Origin of the sequence: Plasticicumulans acidivorans, from assembly GCF_003182095.1 — a bacterium.
GTDB lineage: Bacteria > Pseudomonadota > Gammaproteobacteria > Competibacterales > Competibacteraceae > Plasticicumulans > Plasticicumulans acidivorans.
Map to the genome: position 1 here is coordinate 113,355 of NZ_QGTJ01000009.1, position 19,967 is coordinate 133,321.

Annotated in this window: 17 protein-coding genes; 4 read left to right on the forward strand and 13 right to left on the reverse strand. The window is 66.8% G+C overall.

What is annotated here, in order from left to right; all coding sequences use genetic code 11:
* Positions 1 to 46 precede the first annotated feature (46 nt).
* The gene (locus C7443_RS15080; protein WP_170123636.1) at positions 47 to 2,980 is read left to right on the forward strand and encodes an EAL domain-containing protein; all 2,934 of its coding nucleotides are present in this window, start codon (positions 47 to 49) and stop codon (positions 2,978 to 2,980) included.
* A gap of 26 nt (positions 2,981 to 3,006) precedes the next feature.
* Here C7443_RS15080 and C7443_RS15085 read toward each other — a convergent pair whose 3' ends face one another.
* From C7443_RS15085 to C7443_RS15100, 4 genes are all read right to left on the reverse strand, one after another.
* Positions 3,007 to 4,698 carry a family 2A encapsulin nanocompartment cargo protein cysteine desulfurase gene (locus C7443_RS15085; protein WP_246004685.1) on the reverse strand — a complete coding sequence of 564 codons (1,692 nt, stop codon included), beginning with the start codon at positions 4,696 to 4,698 and terminating at the stop codon, positions 3,007 to 3,009.
* 85 nt (positions 4,699 to 4,783) lie between these two features.
* The gene (locus tag C7443_RS15090) at positions 4,784 to 5,713 is read right to left on the reverse strand and encodes a family 2A encapsulin nanocompartment shell protein (RefSeq protein ID WP_110019449.1); all 930 of its coding nucleotides are present in this window, start codon (positions 5,711 to 5,713) and stop codon (positions 4,784 to 4,786) included.
* 37 nt (positions 5,714 to 5,750) lie between these two features.
* Complete coding sequence (epsC, locus tag C7443_RS15095; RefSeq protein WP_110019450.1) at positions 5,751 to 6,719, reverse strand: serine O-acetyltransferase EpsC; 969 nt, start codon at positions 6,717 to 6,719, stop codon at positions 5,751 to 5,753.
* A 45-nt stretch (positions 6,720 to 6,764) separates the two neighbouring features.
* Positions 6,765 to 7,256: a rhodanese-like domain-containing protein gene (locus C7443_RS15100; RefSeq protein WP_110019451.1), complete on the reverse strand. Its 492-nt coding sequence runs from the start codon at positions 7,254 to 7,256 to the stop codon at positions 6,765 to 6,767.
* Positions 7,257 to 7,542: 286 nt separating this feature from the next.
* On the opposite strand from C7443_RS15100, the gene C7443_RS15105 reads away from it, so the two are divergent.
* Together C7443_RS15105 and C7443_RS15110 are read left to right on the forward strand one after the other, a co-directional pair.
* Entirely contained in the window at positions 7,543 to 8,148 is a 606-nt protein-coding gene (locus C7443_RS15105; protein WP_110019452.1) for a TetR/AcrR family transcriptional regulator, read from the forward strand.
* Positions 8,145 to 10,763: a PEP/pyruvate-binding domain-containing protein gene (locus C7443_RS15110; RefSeq protein WP_110019453.1), complete on the forward strand. Its 2,619-nt coding sequence runs from the start codon at positions 8,145 to 8,147 to the stop codon at positions 10,761 to 10,763. The genes C7443_RS15105 and C7443_RS15110 overlap by 4 nt, the downstream gene beginning before the upstream one ends.
* Before the next feature lie 33 nt (positions 10,764 to 10,796).
* Here the strand turns inward: C7443_RS15110 and C7443_RS15115 are convergent, their stop codons facing one another.
* Positions 10,797 to 11,804 (reverse strand): SDH family Clp fold serine proteinase, encoded by a 1,008-nt coding sequence (locus tag C7443_RS15115; RefSeq protein WP_425467097.1) that lies wholly within the window; start codon positions 11,802 to 11,804, stop codon positions 10,797 to 10,799.
* Here C7443_RS15115 and C7443_RS19960 point away from each other — a divergent pair.
* Entirely contained in the window at positions 11,803 to 12,393 is a 591-nt protein-coding gene (locus tag C7443_RS19960; protein ID WP_146213321.1) for a hypothetical protein, read from the forward strand. The genes C7443_RS15115 and C7443_RS19960 overlap by 2 nt on opposite strands.
* 3 nt (positions 12,394 to 12,396) lie before the next feature.
* On the opposite strand, the gene C7443_RS15120 is transcribed toward C7443_RS19960, so the two are convergent.
* The 8 genes from C7443_RS15120 to C7443_RS15155 form a co-directional block, all read right to left on the reverse strand.
* Positions 12,397 to 12,990, reverse strand: coding sequence for a 2-hydroxychromene-2-carboxylate isomerase (locus C7443_RS15120; RefSeq protein ID WP_110019455.1), 594 nt, complete (start codon positions 12,988 to 12,990; stop codon positions 12,397 to 12,399).
* Between the two features lie 82 nt (positions 12,991 to 13,072).
* Positions 13,073 to 13,945, reverse strand: a complete 873-nt coding sequence (locus tag C7443_RS15125) for a SphA family protein (protein ID WP_110019456.1) — start codon at positions 13,943 to 13,945, stop codon at positions 13,073 to 13,075.
* A gap of 121 nt (positions 13,946 to 14,066) precedes the next feature.
* A complete protein-coding gene (dmpH, locus tag C7443_RS15130) occupies positions 14,067 to 14,858 on the reverse strand; it encodes a 2-oxo-3-hexenedioate decarboxylase (protein WP_110019457.1) in 792 nt (263 codons plus the stop codon).
* On the reverse strand, positions 14,855 to 15,892 hold the full coding sequence (dmpG, locus tag C7443_RS15135) for a 4-hydroxy-2-oxovalerate aldolase (RefSeq protein WP_110019458.1): 1,038 nt from the start codon (positions 15,890 to 15,892) through the stop codon (positions 14,855 to 14,857). The genes dmpH and dmpG overlap by 4 nt, the downstream gene beginning before the upstream one ends.
* A 14-nt stretch (positions 15,893 to 15,906) precedes the next feature.
* Positions 15,907 to 16,806, reverse strand: a complete 900-nt coding sequence (locus C7443_RS15140) for an acetaldehyde dehydrogenase (acetylating) (protein WP_110019459.1) — start codon at positions 16,804 to 16,806, stop codon at positions 15,907 to 15,909.
* 24 nt (positions 16,807 to 16,830) lie between these two features.
* Positions 16,831 to 17,616 carry a 2-oxopent-4-enoate hydratase gene (dmpE, locus tag C7443_RS15145; protein WP_110019460.1) on the reverse strand — a complete coding sequence of 262 codons (786 nt, stop codon included), beginning with the start codon at positions 17,614 to 17,616 and terminating at the stop codon, positions 16,831 to 16,833.
* Positions 17,613 to 18,476 (reverse strand): alpha/beta fold hydrolase, encoded by an 864-nt coding sequence (locus C7443_RS15150; protein WP_110019461.1) that lies wholly within the window; start codon positions 18,474 to 18,476, stop codon positions 17,613 to 17,615. Before C7443_RS15150 ends, dmpE begins: the two co-directional genes overlap by 4 nt.
* Before the next feature lie 7 nt (positions 18,477 to 18,483).
* A complete protein-coding gene (locus C7443_RS15155; protein WP_110019462.1) occupies positions 18,484 to 19,944 on the reverse strand; it encodes a 2-hydroxymuconic semialdehyde dehydrogenase in 1,461 nt (486 codons plus the stop codon).
* Positions 19,945 to 19,967: the final 23 nt, after the last annotated feature.

Here is a 19,967-nt window from a genome sequence, read left to right on the forward strand (position 1 = left end):
GCCTGCTTACACTTGCGGCTTCGCCCACCGTGCACAGGGAATGTCGATGCGCCGTCTGCCCGCGCTGCTGATCGCGGTATCGCTGTACGGATACACCCCCGCCAAAGCGGCCTCCGAGCCGGTGCAGGCTCAGGCCGCGCAGCCGCTGCGCGTGGTGCTCGATGACGGTTATCCCCCCTACGCCTTTCGTGACGCCAGCGGTCGTCTGCGCGGCCTGTTGCCTGAGCTGTGGACGCTGTGGCAGCAGCAGACCGGCATTCACGTCGAGCTGCGCGGCATGGAAGCGAATGACGCGCTGCAGACGTTGCGCGACGGCCAGGCCGATCTGTTCGATGGCCTGCGCAGCAAACCGGGCACGATCTATCCGGATCTGAGCACGCACGCCTACGCCCGTGTCGAAGCCGACATTTATGTCAGCGCCGGCATCAGCGGCATCACCGATCTGCCCTCGCTGCGCAGTTTCAAGGTCGGTGTGCGCGACGGCGATGCCTGCATCGATCATCTGGTCGCCGGCTACGTCGGCACGCTCAAGCGCTACGAAAGCTACGAAAGCCTGGTGCGCGGCGTCGTCAACGAAGACGTGCGCGTGTTCTGCATGGATCAGCTGCCGGCGCGCCACTACCTCGCCCGCTACGATCTGCAACCGGAATTCCCGCAGGCGATGCCTGCCTTCAGCAGCGAACTCAACCGCGCGGTGCGCCGCGATCATGCGGCACTGCTGGCCGATGTCGAGCATGGTTTCGAGACCTTGCCGGAGGCCCGTGTGCAGGCGCTGGAAAAACGCTGGCTCGGCAGCGGCGACACCCCCTTCAGCCTGCTCGCCAGCCGCTACGGGCCGCACGCGCTGGTCGGTATCCTCCTCGGCGCGGTTGCCCTGCTGGTCTGGAACCAGACCCTGCGCCGGCGCGTCAGCCTGCGCACGCGTGAACTCGCCGCGACGCTGGAAAGCCTGCGTGAAACCGAAACCCTGCAGCGCGCGATTATCCACACACTGCCCGACGGCATCGTGCTGACCGACGAACAGGGCATCATCCGTCACGTCTCCGACCGTATGCTCGAACTCGGACACTTCGCACAGGCGCAGCTGCTGGTCGGACATTCCCTGTTCGAATTCATTGGCGACGGTGAGCACGAGCGTGCCCGCGCCGCGTTCGAGCATGTCATCAGTACCGGCGGCACCCGCGCGCAGATCGTGCGGCTGCGCCGCGGCGACGGCCTCGAATACCTCGCTGAAGTCGATGCCGCACTGCTGCACGATCAGGCGGGTCACAACACCGGGCTGCTGCTGGTGCTGCGCGACGTCACTGAGCGGCAGCGCACGCAGGAGGAGCTGCGCCGTGCGGCGGTGGTCTACGAAAGCACCACCGAGGCCATGATCATCACCGACGCCACCGGCAGCATCCTCGCCGTCAACGGCGCCTTCACCCGCATCACCGGCTACGCCAGCGAAGCGGTGATCGGCGGCACGCCGCAACAGCTGCACCGGCATTCCTGCTGCTGTGACGCCGAAGTGTACGCAAGCATCCTCACCCAGCTGCGCAATGGCGGGCACTGGCAGGGTGAGGTCCGCGCCGAGCGGCAGTCCGGCGAGCACTTCCCGGCCTGGCTGACGATCAACGAAGTCCGCGACGAGCACGGCGACGTTGCCAACTACGTCGGCGTGTTCTCCGACATCAGCCAGCTCAAGCGCTCGGCCGAGCAGCTCGACTACCTTGCGCATTTCGATGCACTGACCGAGCTGCCGAACCGCACACTGTTCCACGCCCGTCTCGATCACGCGTTGGCGCGTGCCGCCCGCGACGGCCAGCGCATGGCGCTGCTGTTCCTCGATCTCGACCGCTTCAAGGATGTCAACGACAGCCTCGGTCACGGCGCCGGTGACGAGTTGCTGATTGCGTTCTCCCGTCGCCTGCGCCAGCGCGTGCGCACCGAGGACACGCTGGCGCGCCTCGGTGGTGACGAATTCGTCATCCTCATCGAGAACATCCACAGCGATGACGAGCCGGCCACGCTGGCCAGTGACATCGTCGAGCTCAGCGCCGGTGCGTTTTTGCTGTGCGGCGGTACTGAAGTGTTCATCGGCGTCAGCATCGGCATCAGCCTGTACCCGGACACCTCCGGCGATGCCAGCAGCCTGATCCGCGATGCCGATGCCGCGATGTACCTGGCCAAGACCAGCGGCCGCAGCACCTTCCGCTTTCACAACGAGGCGCTGACCCTGCGCGCCCAGCAGCGCTTCGCGCTGGAAACCAGCCTGCGCCGCGCGCTCGAACACGAGGAGTTCGTCGTCCACTATCAGGCGCAGATCCGCGTCAGCGACGGGCGACCGGTCGGTTACGAAGCCCTGCTGCGCTGGCGGCGCAACGAGCGCCTGGTCGCGCCGGATGTGTTCGTGCCGCTGGCCGAGGAAACCGGGCTGATCGTACCGATCGGCGAACATGTGCTGCGCACGGCCTGTCGCGAGGCCGCTGCACAGCGCAGCGCCGAGCCGTTCACGATCGCCGTCAATCTGTCGCCCTGCCAGTTCCGCCAGCGCCGGCTGGTCGAGCGTATCGCGGCGATCCTCGAAGAGACCGGCCTGGACGGCCACCGTCTCGAACTTGAGATCACTGAATCAGCGATCACGGCTTCCGCTGACGACGCCGTGCGCACGCTCTCGGCGTTGAAAGCGCTCGGTATCACGCTGTCGATCGACGACTTCGGCATCGGCTGTTCCTCACTGGCCAGCCTCAAACGCCTGCCGATCGACAAGCTCAAGATCGACAGAAGTTTCGTCGCCGGCCTCGGTCACGCCCGCGACGATCAGGAAATCACGCTGGCGATTATTTCTATGGGCCACAACCTGGGACTGCAGGTATTGGCGGAAGGCGTCGAAACCTCCGAGCAGCTGATGTTTTTACGAAAGCACGGCTGTGATCTGGTGCAGGGATTTCTGCTGGCGGCACCATCACCCGTCGCGGAATTCATCCCCTCGGCCTGAACGGCCGAGGGGATGAGGCAGCCCGCTCAGGCTGGCAAGCGACTACGACCGCGCACCAACTGATGCAGCGCGCGCAACAGTACGTCGATCTCCTCGCGGGTGTTGTAGAACGCCAGCGAGGGACGCACTGAAGCCTCGACGCCGAAACGACGCAGGATCGGCTGGGCGCAGTGATGCCCGGCACGCACGGCGATGCCTTCGCGGTTGAGCGCGCGACCAACCTCCTCGGGGCGGAAGCCGTCGAGTGTGAAGGCCGCAACGCTCGCACGCTCGGCGGCATTGCCGAGCAGATGCAGGCCCGGCACCGTGCGCAGCCTCTGCAGCGCGTATTCGAGCAGCCCATGCTCATACGCGGCAATACGCTCCAGGCCGATACGCTCGACGTACTCCAATGCGGCGCCGAGACCGACGGCATCCGCAATGTTGCCTGTACCGGCTTCGAAGCGCGCTGGCGGCCCCTGATACAGCGTGCGCTCGAAGGTCACGTCCTGAATCATGTTGCCGCCGCCCTGCCATGGCGGCATCGCTTCGAGCAGTGCCGCCTTGGCATAGAGCACGCCGATGCCGGTTGGAGCGAAGACCTTGTGTCCGGAGAACACGTAGAAATCGGCATTCAGCGCCTGCACGTCGACCCGCAGGTGCGACACCGCCTGGGCACCATCGACCAGTGCCAGCGCACCGGCTGCATGGGCCAAGCGCACGATCTCGCCCACCGGCAACACGGTGCCGAGTGCGTTCGACACCTGGGTGACGGCAACCAGCCGGGTGCGCTCGTTGAGCAGTTTGCGGTACTCGTCGAGCAGCACCTGACCGTCGTCGTCGACCGGGATCACCCGCAACCGCGCCCCCTTCTCGGCGGCCAGCTGCTGCCAGGGCACGATGTTGGCGTGGTGTTCGAGCAGGGAAACGATGATTTCGTCCCCCTCGCCGATCGATTGCCGTCCCCACGACTGCGCGACCAGATTGATCGCCTCGGTCGCACCACGCACGAACACGATCTCCTCCGACGACCCGGCACCGAGGAAGCGCGCCACGGTGTCGCGGGCATGCTCGTAGGCATCGGTTGCGCGCGCCGCCAACTCGTGCGCGGCGCGGTGGATGTTGGAGTTTTCGTGCGTGTAGAAGTACGCGAGGCGGTCGATGACGGCCTGCGGCTTCTGCGTTGTCGCGGCATTGTCGAACCACACCAGCGGCCGGCCGTTGACGCGCTCGGCAAGGATCGGGAAATCCCGCCGCACCGCCTGCACATCGAGCACGCCCGGCGCCGCCGCCGGCAGCACGGCCGGCGTGGCATCCAGGAAGTAAAAGCGCTCGTCGCGATGACGGGTAGCGTTCGGCTGTGCGGCCACTTCGCGCAGCAGGTCGACTGCCTGCGCTTCGCCCGGCAGCCCGAACGACTGCGCGACGATGCGCTCGGCAGGGTCTGCGACGCCAGCGCTGCTCGCACGCGCAGCCGTATCCGCCAGTGACGTGCCGAGGAAATAAAACGCCGGATCCGCCGACAAGGGCACCGCAGCCGCGAGCCCGCTCGGATCGAGCAGCGGCGGCAATGTCGGCAATGCCGCGGCATAAGCCGCCGGTGGTCCAAACTGCGCGCTGCGCAAAACAGCCGCTGGGGGCGTCGCCGGCACCGCCACCAGGCTCGGTGGCGGAAGTGTCGACGGCTGGGCACTCACCGGCGCCTGACCTGGCAGCAGGGCGAACAGGACGTTCGCCATCTGCGCCAGACTCTGCTCATCCGGCAAACCGCCCCCTCCTTGCGGCACGAGGCTGTCCACACCGACGGCGCGACGCTGCGGCCACTCACTGGTAGACATGGGCGTACTCATGGAACTTGTCGACCTCCACGTCTTCGAGCACGGCGATGGCGTCTTCGGTCAGCACCGCCAGCGAGCAGTACAGCGAGATCAGATACGAGGCGATGGCGTTGCGGTTGATGCCCATGAAGCGTACCGACAGTCCCGGACTCTGCTCACCCGCCAGACCCGGCTGATACAGACCGACGACACCGCGGCGCTGTTCACCGGTACGCAACAGGATGATGCTGGACTTGCCATCGACTACCGGCACCTTGTCGGATGGCACCAGCGGCAGCCCCCGCCAGGTGATGAACTGGCAGCCGAACAGGCTTACCGTCGCCGGCGGCACGCCACGACGGGTGCATTCGCGGCCGAAGGCGGCGATCGTGCGCGGATGTGCGAGGAAAAAGCCCGGTTCTTTCCAGACCTTGGTGATCAGCTCGTCAAGATCATCCGGTGTTGGTGCACCGGTCAGCGTCGAGATGCGCTGGGCATCGTCGACGTTGGCGAGCAGACCATAGTCGGGGTTATTGATCAGCTCCGACTCCTGCCGCTCCTTGATGGTCTCAATGGTCAGACGCAGCTGTTCCTTGATCTGATCGTGCGGGCTGCTGTAGAGGTCAGAGACACGGGTGTGCACATCGAGGATGGTCGTCACCGCATTGAGAAAATACTCACGCGGCTGCTCTTCGTAGTCGACGTAGGTCTGCGGTAGTGCAGCTTCGTCGCGCTGCGTGCAGGCGACCTGCACGTCGAGTGGATTCTTGACCTTGTTGAGCCTGTAGATGCCGGCCTCGACCGGCAGCCATTGCAGCAAATGCACCAGCCAGCGTGGCGAAACGGTGACCAGCTGCGGCACGGTCTTGGTGGCGTTGGCGAGTTGGCGCGCGGCATTGTCGCCAAGCGCGGTTTTCAGCTCATTCGGGGCAGACATGATGGCTCCTTTATATTCAACAGCTACGAAAAAACCTTCAAATACCGGCGCCGGCCTCAAGCACTTCCTGATGCGTGCCGGCTTGGCTGACATGGCTGCCGGGCGGCACCGGATGGGTCAGCCAGACGTTGCCGCCGATGACCGAGCCGCTGCCGATCTCGATGCGCCCGAGGATGGTGGCACCGGCGTAGATCACGACGTCATCACCAACCCGCGGATGGCGGGCCACGCCTTTGACCAACGCGCCATCAGCGTCGGTCTGGAAGCTTTTGGCGCCGAGCGTCACGGCCTGGTAGATGCGCACTCGTTCACCGATGACCGCGGTTTCGCCGATGACGACGCCGGTGCCGTGATCGATGAAAAAACTCCCGCCGATGCTGGCGCCGGGATGAATGTCGATACCGGTGCTCGAATGCGCCAGTTCGGCCAGCATGCGCGCCAGCAACGGCAAGCCCAGGCCATACAGGGCATGCGCCAGACGGTGGTGGATGACGGCCAGCACCCCGGGGTAGCACAGCAGCACTTCATCGACGCTGCCGGCCGCCGGATCACCGAGAAATGCCGCCTGCACATCGGTATCGAGCAGGCTGCGGATCGCCGGCAACTGCTCGGCAAAGTGCCGTACCAACTCACGTGCCCGCGTATCGAGCGCGATCTCCCCTTCTGAGCTGGTGTCCTGCCGCCCCTGCAGGCGCAGTTCGCGCTGTACTTGCAGGAACAGCGCGCGCAGAGCATGGCCAAGGGTATGACCGACATAGAAATCTTCGCCTTCGCGCCGCAGGTCGGCCGGCCCCAGGCGCAGCGGAAACAACACGCCGCATAAATCACGTGCAATCAGACGTAACGCCTCACGCGACGGGAATTCGCGTTCACCATGCTCACGCAGCCGCTGCTGCGACTGGCGCCAGTGATCGCGAGCTGCCCGCAGCCCAGCAACGATCTGGGCCAATTCCCAGCCATCAAGGGCATTGAGGTCTTCAGTCAGGTCACGCTCGGCGTTGCTCATGCCGGTATCTCCTTCAGTAAGCGCACGCCGGCGCCCTTGCTCGGCTCAGTCCTGAACCCATGGCAGCTGCTCGAAGCGCCAGCCGCCCAGCCCGCCGCGATGACCTTCACCATCGAGCGCACCTTCAAAACCAGTGAGTACGTTGAAGACTTGGGTGAAACCCGCCGCCGTTGCGGCCGCGGCCGCAGCCGCGGAGCGATTGCCGCTGCGACAAAGCAGCAGCAGCACGGCGTCTTTCGGTACCAGTTTTTCCAGCTCACGCAGGAAGCGCGGGTTTTTGCTCATGGATGTGCCGGTTTGCCAGGCGACATGCAGGCTGTTCGGAACGCGGCCGACATAGGTGCACTCCTCGATCGTGCGCACATCGACCAGCTGTGCGTGACCGTTGCTGAACAAGGTCCAAGCATCGCTTGGCGATACGCTGCCGGCGTAGTCAACCGACGTCAGGCGGGCCAGCTGACGCGCGGTTTCGAGAATGCTTTCGGCGTGGGCAACCGCATCGGTAGCGGCTTCGGTTTGGAATAGTTGAATGGTCATTGCTTGCCTCCTTATCCAAAACGCGTTGAGTGCCAGTCGGGTTGAGGGGGGCTGGCGAATGGTTGGAGTGTATGGAGGCCTTATAAATAATGAAAAATAATAAATTTTATTTTTTTGATAACTTTTAGGAATTTATTGTTTTTGAATGCTGTTTTTAATTGTTTGATGTTTTTATGGTTTAATAAAAAATGATGATATAAAATAATATATACAAGCATGATTGATATATTTGCGATTATTTGAACGTTGTATATTTTTATACGTCGTTCAAATAATGAGTTTCATCATGACGAAAGAACCCACCGGGCGCCGCGAGCGCAAACGTCAGCAGACCGCTGATGCCATCGCCGATACGGCTTGGCAGTTGTTCGAAAGCGAGGGCTACGCGACGGTGACGATGGAGGCCATCGCCGCCGCCGCCGATGTCGCCAAAGGCACGTTGTACAAGCACTTTCCGGTCAAGGAGGCGCTGCTGCGCCATCGCTTTCACCGGGAGCTGGCCGAGGCGCTGACTGATCTGCTGACCGAGCTCGACGCCCTGCCCTCCGCCGCCGCGCGGCTGCATGCGTTCTTCGCACGCAGCGCCGAATGGTCACAGACGCGGCGCGACTACCTGCCGCACTACCTGCGCTACCGTCTGAATGAGCCCTGCAATGAACGCCTGCAGCAGCAGCGCAGCGGCCTGGAAGACATCTTCACGCGCCTGATCGCGGCCGGTCAGCGCAGCGGTGAATTCCGGGCGCAGCCGTCGGCAGCGGTTGCGGCGCAGTACCTGAGCTTCCTGCAGCTCGGTGCGCTGATGCGCTGGCTCAACGAACCAGCGATCGAGCTCGGTACCGAGTACGGAGCGATGCTCGATTTGTTCCTGCACGGTCTGGAGGTCACGCCATGAATGCCCTGCTGCAGGACTGGTCAGCGGTACTCGACACCGGTGCGCAACTCGCTGGTGGCAAAGGCTGGAATCTCGCCCGCCTCGACCGCTACGGCCTGCCGGTGCCAGCCGGTGCGGTACTGACGATCGAGGCGGAGCGCGCCTGGCGCGAGGCCAGCGGACTCGGCGAGCAGCTGCTCGCAGCCTGTGCCGAACTCGACAGACTCGAAGCGCCCCGTGCGGCGCTGCTGCGCACGCCATTGCCGCAAACACTGATCAGTACGCTCGATACCTTCCTCAAGGCGCGCGGCTGGGACGGCATCGCCCTTGCCGTGCGCTCATCGGCACCGCAGGAAGATGCCGCCGGCACCTCGTTTGCCGGCATTCATCACTCCTGCCTCAACGTCACCGGTACCTCGGCACTGAGCGAGGCGATCCGCACGGTGTGGGCCTCGCTGTGGACGCCGGCCGCGGCGGCCTATCGCCAGCGCGCAGGGATCGCCCACGCCGAAGCCGGCATGGCAGTGGTGATCATGCCGCTGCTGCCAGCCGTTGCCAGCGGCATCGGTTTTACCTGTGATCCGCGCGACGGCCGCGACGACCGCGTGCTGCTGCACGCCCTGCCGGGACTGGGCGAGGCACTGGTCGGCGGCCAGAGTGAAGGCGATGAATGGCTGTTCGACGAAGACCCGCTCGACGACAGCCTGCGCCTGCTCGACAAGCAGCTCGGTCGCAAACCACTGCAGACGGTGACGCTCGCCGCCGGCGGCACCGCCAATCGAGCGCTCGATGCGCAATCAAGCGCTCGTCCCAGCCTCGACGACGACACTGCTCTGCGGGTCGCCGAAACCCTGCGCGATGCTGCCGGCGCACTCGATTTCGCGGCGCCGCGCTTCGATCTGGAATGGGTCTGGGACGGCCACCAGGTCTGGGTGGTGCAAGCGCGGCCAGTCACTGCGAGTGCCCGCAACACCTATCCGGCGCTGCAGGAGCAGCCCGATATCTGGTCGCGCGGCAATACCTGCGAGGTGATGCCCGAGCCGGAATCGGCGCTCGACTGGGCGCATTCGCGCAAGCTGGTCGACGCGCTGCTCACCCCCGGCTACGCGCTGTCCGGCTACGCCTTGCGCCCCGGCGTCACCCGCGCCGGACTGTTCCACGGCCGCCTGTACCTGAATGTGGCGCTGATGCAGTGGGAAGCCTGGGATGCGCTCGGTCTGCCGCCGGCGGCACTCAACGAGCTGATGGGCGGCCACCAGCCCGAAATCCGCGTCCAACCGCCGAGCTGGCGTCAACGGCTGGCGCGTTTCGGTCGCATCCTGCGTTACCTGCGTGGCGTGCCGGCAGTACGCCGTGCCGGACTGCAGCGCATCGACGCCATCCGCGCCGAAACCCGCGCCGCGCGGACTGCCGCACTGCCCGAGGATGACGCCGGTCTGCTCGAACTGACGCTGAAGCTCGGCCGCCGCGCCCGCGCCACCGGCCCGCTCGGGCTGCTGCAGGGCTCGGGTGGTGCGACGCTGGCGCGGCTGGTACAGACCATCGAGCAGAAACTGCCGGGCGAAGGCGCCACGCTCGCCGCCGCGCTGCTCACCGGCGGCGAAGCCAGCGTCACCGCCGCGCAAGGCTATGCACTGGTCGAACTGGCGCAGCTCGCCGCCGCCGAGCCAGCGGTGCGCGACTGGCTGGTCGCGCCCGATCGCGGCGAGGACTGGCAGTCGCTGCCGGCCGACAGCCGCTTCCGGGCGGCTTTTGCCGACTTCCTCGAACGCTACGGTCACCGCGGCGTTTACGAGACCTACTGCCGCAATCCGCGCTGGCGCGAGCACCCCGCGTATCTGCTCGATCTGCTGCCCGGCCTGGCGACCACCGATCTCACGGCCCTGCGCGCGCGGCAGACGCAGGCTGCACAGGCGGCCTGGCAGCGCCTGCGCGCCGCCGTGGCCTGCTGGCAGCGACCGCTGCTGAAGATGATGATCAGGCAGGCCGGTGTCGAGACCCGCCAGCGCGAAGCGGCGCGCAGTGCGCTGATCGCCATGCTCGAACCCGGCCGCCGCGTGCTGCTCGCCGCCGGGCAGCGCCTGCAAGCGCGCGGTGCGCTCGAACACGCCGAGGATATTTTCGAGCTGCTGCTGCATGAGATCGTCGGTGCACTGCGCGGCCGCATCCCGGCCAGCGGCCTGCGCGCGCGCACCGGCGACCGCCGCCGCCTGCGCGAGGCCCAGGCGAGCTGGGAGCCGCCGCACGTGCTCAGCGTCGCCGGGCGCGCCGTCACCGCGCTCGCCGAAGCCGCCACGATCAATCCGCATGCCGAACGCCTGCACGGCGTCGCCGTCGGCTGCGGCCGGGCACGCGGCGTGGCGCGGCTGGTGCGCACACCGCAGCAGGGCACGCGCCTCGCCGCCGGCGAGATCCTGGTCGCGCCATCGACCGACCCGTGCTGGACACCGCTGTTCCTGCGCGCCGGCGCGCTGGTGATGGAGACCGGCGGTTATATGTCGCACGGCGCCATCGTCGCCCGTGAATTCGGCATCCCGGCGGTGGCCAATCTGCATGGCATCTTCGAGGCCCTGAATGACGGCGAACTACTCGAAGTCGACGGCGACCACGGCGAAATCGTGCGCGTGAGCGGATGACGCCCCGCTCCTGCAGGCCGTGTGGCTCGTGGCTCAGGTGAAATGCATCGTGCCGCGGCGGATGCGGCCGCCGACGCGCTCGATGCGGCGCCAGCCGCTGTTGTCGTTCATCGTGATCCAGCGCCGTTCCTCGATGCGGTAGAACCAGTCCTGATCCTGCTGGAAGTAGACCTGGAAATCCTGGCCCTCCCAGATGTTGAGGATCTCGTTGCCGTGCGCGTGGATCTCGTCGAAGTCAGTGGTCGCCTTCTGCCCCATCTCGCTGTAGAGGCGGTTGAGTTCGAGCAGCAGGGTGTTGATCGGCGCCGGCAGCGGCTCGGCGTTGAGGCCGATCTTGCGCGCCTCGGCGAGCAGGATCGGATAGCTGTGCGAGGGGTATTTCGAGTTCAGCGTCGCGGCGATCGCCTGCGCCCGGGCATCGTCGCCGATGTGATGCGCCAGCAGCTCGCGGCAGAGCATGATCGACAGCGACTCGGCGCGGTCGACGGCGCCGATGACCAGCGGGTGGACGTAGTTGAACAGGCTCTTGTACGGGTTCTCGGTGCTGTCGCCCTGCTGCTCGCGCCACAGGCGGATGACGCGGTTGAGCTCATCGAGGCTGACGCTGACGCGGTCGTTGTCCCGGTCGACCGGCGACAGCGCGTGATTGAGCGAGGTGTCGACCGCCGTCAGGTAGGCGGTCGGCCCCATCATGATCTGGTCGGCACCGAGCGTGATCATCGTCGCCGCCGAGGCGCATTCCAGCGGCACCAGCACCACCAGGCGCTGGCAGTGCTGGCGCAGCAGGCTGACCAGGCGCAGCGACACCTGACCGCCACCACCGCCGGACTTGATGAACAGATACAAAGTATCGTGGCGGCCGAGCCGTTCGAGGATTTCGTAGAGCGCCAGCACGTCGCTCTGGCAGACACAGCCGCGCGGATTGTTCCAGTAGGTGATCAGCGGGCCACCGAGGTGCTCACTGGCGGCGCGGATGACCTGTTGGGTTTTGGCGAACAGCACCGGCGGCTGCTTGACCTTGGGGGAAACGGCTTTGTCCATGTCATTCATCGAGCATTCCATCAGCGATCGTTGTCCGCAGCGGCACCATGCCGGCGGCCCGCTACGATGCCACAGGCCGGGCATTTTTCCGGTATCCGGCAGATGGCTGGCGCGTCTGCTGGCGCTGGCGCTCGCATGGTCCGCCGCCGGCACGCTGTCGGCGGCGCCCGCGAGCATCACGCTGGAACCCTCCGGGCGGCTGCAGCTGCAGCTGTCGAACGGGCAGACGCTGAGGCCGGCGCCCGCGGCCGATCAGGTCGGCTTTGCCCAGCCCGCGCTCAGCCGCGACGGGCGCAGCGCCGGCTGGCTGGCGCTGTATCCGAACTGCTGTACCTCGTACCCGATCGCGCTGGCACTGGTGATCTACCACGACGGCCGCATGCAGCCGTTTCGCGGCAATGAGCTGGCGATCACGCGCTGGCGCTTCGAGCGCGGGGACCGGGCCGTCGCCTTCATGCAGGAGACGGTGCACGGCCACCTCGGTGTGCATTTCGAGCTGCGCTCGCTCGCCGGCGACCTGCTCGAAGTCTATGAAGGCGACCCGCAGGCCGACGCACCGGCGTGGGTGCGTCGGCTGGTCGCCGAGTAGCGCCTACAGCCGGGCCAGGCGCAGTTCGCGCAGGTGCTCGTCGAGGAACTCGATGCGGTCGTTGCCCCAGAAGATCTGCTCGCCGACGACGAAGCTCGGCACGCCGACCACGCCTTTCTGGTCGGCCTCGGCCCAGTTGTCGGCGAGCTGGCGGCGCAGCGCCGGGTCTTCGAAGCTTGCCGCCAGCGCATCGCGCGCCAGGCCGATGCGCTCGCCGATCGCCAGCAGCACCTGCGGATCGCCGATGTCCTGGCCCTCGCCGTAGGCGGCGCGCATCACTTCGACGATGTAGGGCCGCAGGCAGCCGGCCGCTTCGGCGTACAGCGAACCGGCACCGGCGATGGTCGGTTCGGTGGTGAGCGGCGGCGGGTTCACCGGAATGCCCATGCGCCGCGCCCAGCGCGCCATGTCCTGCCGCGCCAGCGGCACGCGCTTGGGTGCATCCTGCGGCGGTGAACGCCCGTCCCAGCCGCCCAGCGGCCGCCACTGCAGATTGACGTGGTAACGCTCGATCACGTCGAACAGCCGCTTGCTGGCGAGATAGCAGTACGGACTGCGGAAGTTGAAATACAGGTAGACATCAACCGGCTGAACCATCGCGAACTCCTCACGACTGCGCAACGCAGGGAATAAAAAGACACCGCGCGCATGCGCCGGCGCGCGGCAATGGGGGAAAACGTCAGAAGCGGGTGACGAACTTCAGCCACACCTTGTCGCCTTCGAAGCGGTTCTCGGCCTGGGTCTCGATGTTCCAGGTGGCGATGAAGCTCATGCCCTTGTAGTCGTACTTGATCTGCGGGCCCCAGGCGAAGACCTGGCCGCGATTGCCGTCGCCGACGGTATCGCCGTACTGCTCATCGTCGGTGGTCTGCTTCAGATAGTAGCCACCGAGGCCGAAGGCCCAGTCACCGACGTGCTGCGCCAGCGTGTAGTCCATGTGGAACTCGTCACCGGACTGGTACTTGGTGTCGTTGTTGCGCGTCTTCATGTTGTACATGAGCTTGGCTGAGGCCTCGAAGCCGCCGTCGCTCAGGTAGGTCATCGCCAGCAGCGGCTCGAAGCTCCAGTAGTTGGCGCCGATCGAGGCGGTCGGATCGTCCTTGTCGTACTTGCCGGTCGGCAGGTTGATGTCCACCGCTGCGGCGACATGGAAGTTCGGAAAATGCCAGGCGAGGATGAACGGATCGACGGTGATGTCGCCGAGGCCGTCGGCGGTGCCGCTGCCGCCCGGCGTGTGCATGCTCTGGTGCACGATCGGCACGATCATGTGCCAGCCCCAGTCAGCGCCGAACACCTTGAGATCGCTCATGTGCACCCAGCGCAGCGCATCGAAGGTGGCGTTGACCGACACCGGCAGCTTGTTGCCGTGGCTGTCGCGCAGGCGGCCGTTGTAGTGGCCGAGGTAGTTGAGGAAGTAATCGCCGGGCGGCGGCAGCGCGCCGGACATGAAGTTCTCGACGCCGTTGGGGTACTGGTCCGGCCCTTCCTTGGCGAAAACCGGCACGGCGGCGAGGCCCGCCAGCACGGCGAGCGCAATGCGCTTCAGGGTCATGGATGCTCTCTCCTCTGGGCTGCCCGTCTGCTGCGGGCATGCGCGGCCCCCGCGTGCCGCGAACGGCACGCGTTGGGGCGCTTTTTTTGGTAAAGCGGGCGGCCGGGCCGCCCGGCCGGCTTCAGACGAAGTGCATGCTGACGCTGCCGAGATCCTGGTAGCGCACGGTGATGGCGTCGCCGCGGGCCACCGCCACCGCCGCGGTAATGCCGCCGGTCATGATGAAGGTCCCTGCCGGGATGCTCTCGCCGCGCGCGCCGAGCATGTTGGCGAGCATCGCCACGCTCGCCGCCGGATGGCCGAGCACCGCCGCGCCGGCGCCGGTCTCCACCACCTCGCCGTTCTTCTCCATGACCACGCCGAGGTTGCGCACGTCGACCGCCGCCGGCGCGGCGATGCGCCCGCCGCAGACGAAGCGCGCACTCGACGTGTTATCGGCGATCACGCTCTTCAGGTCGAAGCGGAAGTTCTCGTAGCGCGAGTCGATGACCTCGACCGCCGGGATGACGAAATCCGTCGCCGCCAGCACCGTGCCGATGTGGCAGCCCGGCCCCTTCAGCTCGGCCTTGGTGACGAAGGCGATCTCGGCCTCGACGCGCGGATGCACCAGCGCGTCGATGGCGATCTCGGCGCCGTCGGGCTGCGCCATGTAGTCGGCGAGGAAGCCGTAGACCGGCGTCTCCACGCCCATCTGCTTCATCTTCGCGCGCGAGGTCAGCCCCATCTTCAGCCCGGCGAGGCGGTGGCCGCGACCAAGCTTGCGGGCACGGATCGCGTACTGGATGGCATAGGCGTCATCCCAGTCCATGTCCGGGTATTCGTCGGTGATCTTGGGGATCGCCCGGCGCTGCAGCTCGGCGTTCTCGATGTGCTCGGCGAGCGCGGCGATGGTCATTGCGTCCAGGGTACTCATGCCGACATCTCCACACTGCGGGCGCGGGCCATGTCCAGCGCCAGATCTTCGATCATGTCTTCCTGACCGCCGACGGTACCGCGGCGGCCCAGCTCCACCAGCACGTCGCGGGCGCTGACGCCGTACTTGGCCTCGGCGCGCTTGGCGAACAGCAGGAACGACGAATACACGCCGGCGAAGCCCAGGGTCAGCGCATCGCGGTCGAGGCGGATCGGGTGATCCATCAGCGGCACCACCAGATCCTCGGCGACGTCCATGATGCGGTAGGTGTCGACGCCGGTCTCCACGCCCATGCGCGCGCAGACGGCGACGAACACCTCCAGCGGCGTGTTGCCGGCACCGGCACCGAGCCCGGCGCAGGAGCCGTCGACGCGGCTGGCGCCGGCTTCGACCGCCGCCAGCGAATTGGCGATGCCCATCGCCATGTTGTGATGGCCGTGGAAGCCGATCTCGGTCGCCGGATCGAGCGCCGCGCGCAGCGCCGCGATACGCACGCTGACATCATCGGGCAGCATGTAGCCGGCCGAATCGGTGCAGTAGATGCAGTTGGCGCCGTAGCCCTGCATCAGCCTGGCCTGCTCGATCAGTTTTTCCGGGCTCGCCATGTGCGACATCATCAGGAAGCCGACGGTGTCGAGCCCGCGCTTCGCGGCGGCCTTGATGTGCTGCTCGGAGACATCGGCCTCGGTGCAGTGGGTGGCGACGCGGATGGTGCCGACGCCGCAGTCCTGCGCCATCGCCAGATCGTCGACGGTGCCGATGCCCGGCAGCAGCAGCGCCGAGACCCGCGCCTGCTTGAGCTGCGGAATCACCGCGCGCAGGTAGTCCTCGTCGCTGTGCGCCGGAAAGCCGTAGTTGATCGAGGCACCGCCGAGGCCGTCACCGTGGGTGACTTCGATCAGCGGCACGCCGGCGGCGTCGAGCGCCTTGGCCACGGCGACCATCTGTTCGAGGCTCATCTGGTGACGCTTGGCGTGCATGCCGTCGCGCAGGCACATGTCGTGCAGCGTGACCTTCTTACCTTGCAGATTCATCGTCTGGAGTCCTCTCAGGCGGTGGCGGTACGGGTGCGCAGCAGTTCTTCGGCGAACATTTCGGCGGTGCGCGCAGCAGCGGCGGTCATGATGTCGAGGTTGCCGGAGTACTTCGGCAGGTAGTCGCCGAGGCCCTCGACCTCAAGGAAGATCGACACCCGGTTGCCGTCGAACACCGGCCCGTTCTTGATGCGGTAGCCCGGCACGTACTTCTGCACCTCGGCGAGCATCGCGTGCACCGACTCGGTGATCGCCTCGCGGTTGGGTTCTTCCGCGGTCAGGCAGTGCACGGTGTCACGCATGATCAGCGGCGGCTCGGCCGGGTTGAGGATGATGATCGCCTTGCCGCGTTCGGCACCGCCGACCTTCTGCACCGCCCCGGAGGTGGTGCGGGTGAACTCGTCGATGTTCTTACGGGTGCCCGGTCCGGCCGACTTCGAGGCCACCGTGGCCACGATCTCGGCATAGGGCACGCGCTGCACGCGCGACACCGCGGCGACCATCGGAATCGTCGCCTGGCCACCGCAGGTGACCATGTTGACGTTCATCTCGCCCTTGCCGACGTGCTCCTTGAGGTTGACCGGCGGCACGCAGAACGGGCCGATCGCCGCCGGCGTCAGGTCGATGACCAGCACGCCGAGCTCGGTCAGCCGGCGCGAGGTTTCCGGGTGCGCATAGGCCGAAGTGGCATCGAATGCGATACGGATATCATCCTCACGCACATGTGCCAGCAGGCCGTCGATGCCCTCGGCGGTGGTTTTCAGGCCCATGTCGCGAGCGCGCGCCAGGCCCTCGGAGGCCGGATCGATGCCGACCATCCATACCGGTTCGAGCAGCGGGCTGCGCTTCAACTTGTAGAGCAGGTCGGTGCCGATGTTGCCCGGCCCGATCAGGGCGCATTTGATCTTGTTCATGATGAATTCCTCTGGCTGTGCCGATCAGGCAAAGCGCACCGAGCAGCCGCCGACACCGCCGACACTCAGGCGCATGAAGTCCCCGGCCTGCACCGGCTCCAGCGGCACCAGCGAACCGGACAGGATCACCTCGCCGGCCTTGAGCGCGATGCCGAAGCCGCCGAGCGTGTTGGCGAGCCAGGCGACGGCGTTGAGCGGTGAGCCGAGTGCGGCGGCACCGGCGCCGGTGGCAATGATTTCGCCGTTCTTCTCGACCACCATGCCGGCCAGCGCCAGATCGACGCGGCGCGGATCGACCGCCGCATCGCCGAGCACGAACAGCCCGCATGAGGCGTTGTCGGCGATGGTGTCCTGGATGCGGATCTTCCAGTCGCGGATGCGCGAATCGACCACCTCGAAGCATGGCATCACGCACTCGGTGGCGCGCAGCACGTCGGTCAGCGTCACCCCCGGCCCTTCCAGGTCGTGCTTGAGGATGAAGGCCAGCTCGCCCTCGGCACGCGGCTGGATCAGCTGGCTGGACACCGGCATCTCCTCGCCTTCGCTGTAGACCATGCGGTCGGTGAGGTAGCCGAAATCGGGCTGGTGCACGTCGAGCATGCGCATCACCGCCTTCGAGGTGACGCCGATCTTCTTGCCGATGATCTGCTCGCCGTCACCGAGCCGGCGCTGCAGCATGTGCAGCGAAATGTGGTAGGCGTCGTCGATGCTGAGATCGGCGTGGCGCGCCGTCAGCGGCTCGACGCATTCGCGGGCGCGCAGCGCCTGATACAGCTCGTCGCCGAGCGACTTGAGCAATGCCTGTTTCATGCAGCGGACTCCTGTTGGGCGGCCGCGTCGGCCTCGGCGAGGAAATCCTCGACCAGGCGGGCGAAGCGGCCGGCGTGTTCGATCTGGGTCCAGTGGCCGCAGCCGCCGAAGACGTGCAGCTGCGCGTGCGGGACCCACTCGGCCAGCGTCAGCGAGGTCTGCAGCGGAATCACCCGGTCCTCGCGGCCGTGGATCACCAGGGTTTCGTGGTGCAGCGCGCGGATGTCGGCCTCGCGGCTGGCCAGCGCATCGAGCCAGCGCTGGCGCGGTGCCGGGAACATCGCCGCGAACGACTCCTGATAACCGGGCTGGATGCTGGTGCGGTAGCGCAGCTCGGCCAGCTCGTCGTTGACCAGCGTGCGGTCATAGGCGAACAGATCGAGCAGCGTGCGCATCGCCGCCGGCGAAGGCTGGTAGCCCCAGACGGCGTCGAGCCCGGCGCTGAGCTCACTCGGCACGCCGACGCTGCCCATCAGCACCAGCCGGCGCACGCGCTCGGGGTGGGCGATCGCCAGCTTCAGCGCCAGCGCGCCACCGAAGGAATTGCCGACCAGGTCGGCCTGGGCGATGCCGAGCGCATCGAGCACGCCGAGCGCATGCTCGACCCAGCGCTGCGCCGTGTAGCACTGGTCGGCCGGCCGCTCGCTGGCGCCGAAGCCGAGCATGTCCGGTGCGATCACCCGCCGCCCGCGCGCCAGCGCCGGCAGCACCGTGCGCCAGTTGGCCCAGGCACTGACCCCCGGCCCGGAGCCGTGGATCAGCAGCAGCGGAAAACCGCTGCCCTGCTCGTGCAGATGCGTGCGATAGCCGGCGGCGAGGATCTCGCGGCCGCTGTCGACACTGGGGACAGTCGCTGTCATGGCCGCCTCACAGCTTCACGCAGACGTTCTTCAGCTCGGTGTAGAACTCAAGCGAATGCACGCCGCCCTCGCGGCCGATGCCCGACTGCTTGCTGCCGCCGAACGGCGTGCGCAGGTCGCGCAGGAACCAGGAGTTGATCCAGACGATGCCGGCATCGAGCGTCGCCGCCATGCGGTGCGCGCGGCCGAGGTTGCCGGTCCACACCGCCGCGGCCAGGCCGTAGGGGGTGTCGTTGGCCAGGCGCACGGCTTCCTCTTCGCTGTCGAAGGGGCGGACGTGGCAGCAGGGGCCGAAGATTTCCTCGCGCACGCAGGCGGCGTCATCGGCCAGGCCGGTCCAGATCGTCGGCTTGACCCAGCAGCCCTCGGCAAGCGGACCTTCCATGACGAAGGGCTCGCCGCCGGTGACCACGGTCGCGCCCTGCTCGACCGCCTTGGCGTAGTAGCCGAGCACCTTGGCGCGGTGCTCCTGGCTGACCAGCGGACCGAGCGTGGTCTGCGGGTCATCCGGGCGGCCCGGGCGCAGGCGCTCGGCGCCTTCCTTGAGCGCGGCGACGAAGCGCTCGAACAGCGGCCGCTCGACGTAGACGCGCTCGGTGCCGAGGCAGACCTGGCCGCAGTTGGAGAACGCCGAGCGCAGCGTGCCTTCGATCGCGGCGTCGAAATCGCAGTCGGCGAACACCACCGCCGGGTTCTTGCCGCCGAGCTCGAAGGAGACGTCGCGCACGCCGACGGCGGCGGCCTTCATGATCGCCGTGCCGGTGCGCGTCTCGCCGGTGAAGGTAATGGCGTCGACACCGGGGTGCTCGGTGAGAAAAGCGCCGGCCGATTCCGGGCCGAAACCGTGGATGACGTTGTAGACGCCGGCGGGAATGCCGGCGGCGTTCATCACCTCGCCGAGCAGCGCGGTGGTCAGCGGAGTTTCTTCCGAGGGCTTGACCACCACGGTGTTGCCGCAGGCCAGCGCCGGACCGACCTTCCAGGTCATCAGCAGCAGCGGCAGGTTCCACGGGCTGATGACGCCGATCACGCCCTTGGGCCGGCGCAGCGCGTAGTTCAGCGCGCCGGCGCCGTCCGGCGTCGCCATCGTGAAGCTCTCGGTGGCGACGTTCTTCACCATGTCGGCGAAGACCTTGAAGTTCGCCGCGCCGCGCGGGATGTCGACGTGGCGCGCCAGCGAGTACGGCTTGCCGGTGTCGAGGCATTCGGCTTCGAGGAACTCGTCGAAGCGCGCGTTGATGCCGTCGGCCACCGCATACAGCCGCTCGACGCGCTCGGCCACCGTCAGCCGCCCCCAGGGGCCGGCCAGCGCCGCACGGGCGGCGCGCACCGCGGCGTCGACTTCGTCGCGGCCGGCCTCGTGGACCACGGCGATCTGCCGGTTGTCGGTCGGGCTGCGGTCGGCGAAGGTCCGCCCGGAGGCCGAGCCGACGTAGGCGCCGTTGATGAAATGCTTGATCTCTCTCATGTTTCCCACCTGTCTAGGGATTG

Bases quoted from the DNA above. Each gene is read 5' to 3' on its own strand.
- C7443_RS15105 (WP_110019452.1), top strand. From the start codon at position 7,543: ATGACGAAAGAACCCACCGGGCGCCGCGAGCGCAAACGTCAGCAGACC.
- C7443_RS15125 (WP_110019456.1), bottom strand. From the start codon at position 13,945: ATGACCCTGAAGCGCATTGCGCTCGCCGTGCTGGCGGGCCTCGCCGCC.
- C7443_RS15155 (WP_110019462.1), bottom strand. From the start codon at position 19,944: ATGAGAGAGATCAAGCATTTCATCAACGGCGCCTACGTCGGCTCGGCC.
- dmpE (WP_110019460.1), bottom strand. From the start codon at position 17,616: ATGAAACAGGCATTGCTCAAGTCGCTCGGCGACGAGCTGTATCAGGCG.
- C7443_RS15090 (WP_110019449.1), bottom strand. From the start codon at position 5,713: ATGTCTGCCCCGAATGAGCTGAAAACCGCGCTTGGCGACAATGCCGCG.
- C7443_RS15140 (WP_110019459.1), bottom strand. From the start codon at position 16,806: ATGAACAAGATCAAATGCGCCCTGATCGGGCCGGGCAACATCGGCACC.
- C7443_RS15115 (WP_425467097.1), bottom strand. From the start codon at position 11,804: ATGGACAAAGCCGTTTCCCCCAAGGTCAAGCAGCCGCCGGTGCTGTTC.
- epsC (WP_110019450.1), bottom strand. From the start codon at position 6,719: ATGAGCAACGCCGAGCGTGACCTGACTGAAGACCTCAATGCCCTTGAT.
- dmpH (WP_110019457.1), bottom strand. From the start codon at position 14,858: ATGAGTACCCTGGACGCAATGACCATCGCCGCGCTCGCCGAGCACATC.
- C7443_RS15085 (WP_246004685.1), bottom strand. From the start codon at position 4,698: ATGGCGAACGTCCTGTTCGCCCTGCTGCCAGGTCAGGCGCCGGTGAGT.
- dmpG (WP_110019458.1), bottom strand. From the start codon at position 15,892: ATGAATCTGCAAGGTAAGAAGGTCACGCTGCACGACATGTGCCTGCGC.
- C7443_RS15100 (WP_110019451.1), bottom strand. From the start codon at position 7,256: ATGACCATTCAACTATTCCAAACCGAAGCCGCTACCGATGCGGTTGCC.
- C7443_RS19960 (WP_146213321.1), top strand. From the start codon at position 11,803: ATGTCATTCATCGAGCATTCCATCAGCGATCGTTGTCCGCAGCGGCAC.
- C7443_RS15120 (WP_110019455.1), bottom strand. From the start codon at position 12,990: ATGGTTCAGCCGGTTGATGTCTACCTGTATTTCAACTTCCGCAGTCCG.
- C7443_RS15110 (WP_110019453.1), top strand. From the start codon at position 8,145: ATGAATGCCCTGCTGCAGGACTGGTCAGCGGTACTCGACACCGGTGCG.
- C7443_RS15080 (WP_170123636.1), top strand. From the start codon at position 47: ATGCGCCGTCTGCCCGCGCTGCTGATCGCGGTATCGCTGTACGGATAC.
- C7443_RS15150 (WP_110019461.1), bottom strand. From the start codon at position 18,476: ATGACAGCGACTGTCCCCAGTGTCGACAGCGGCCGCGAGATCCTCGCC.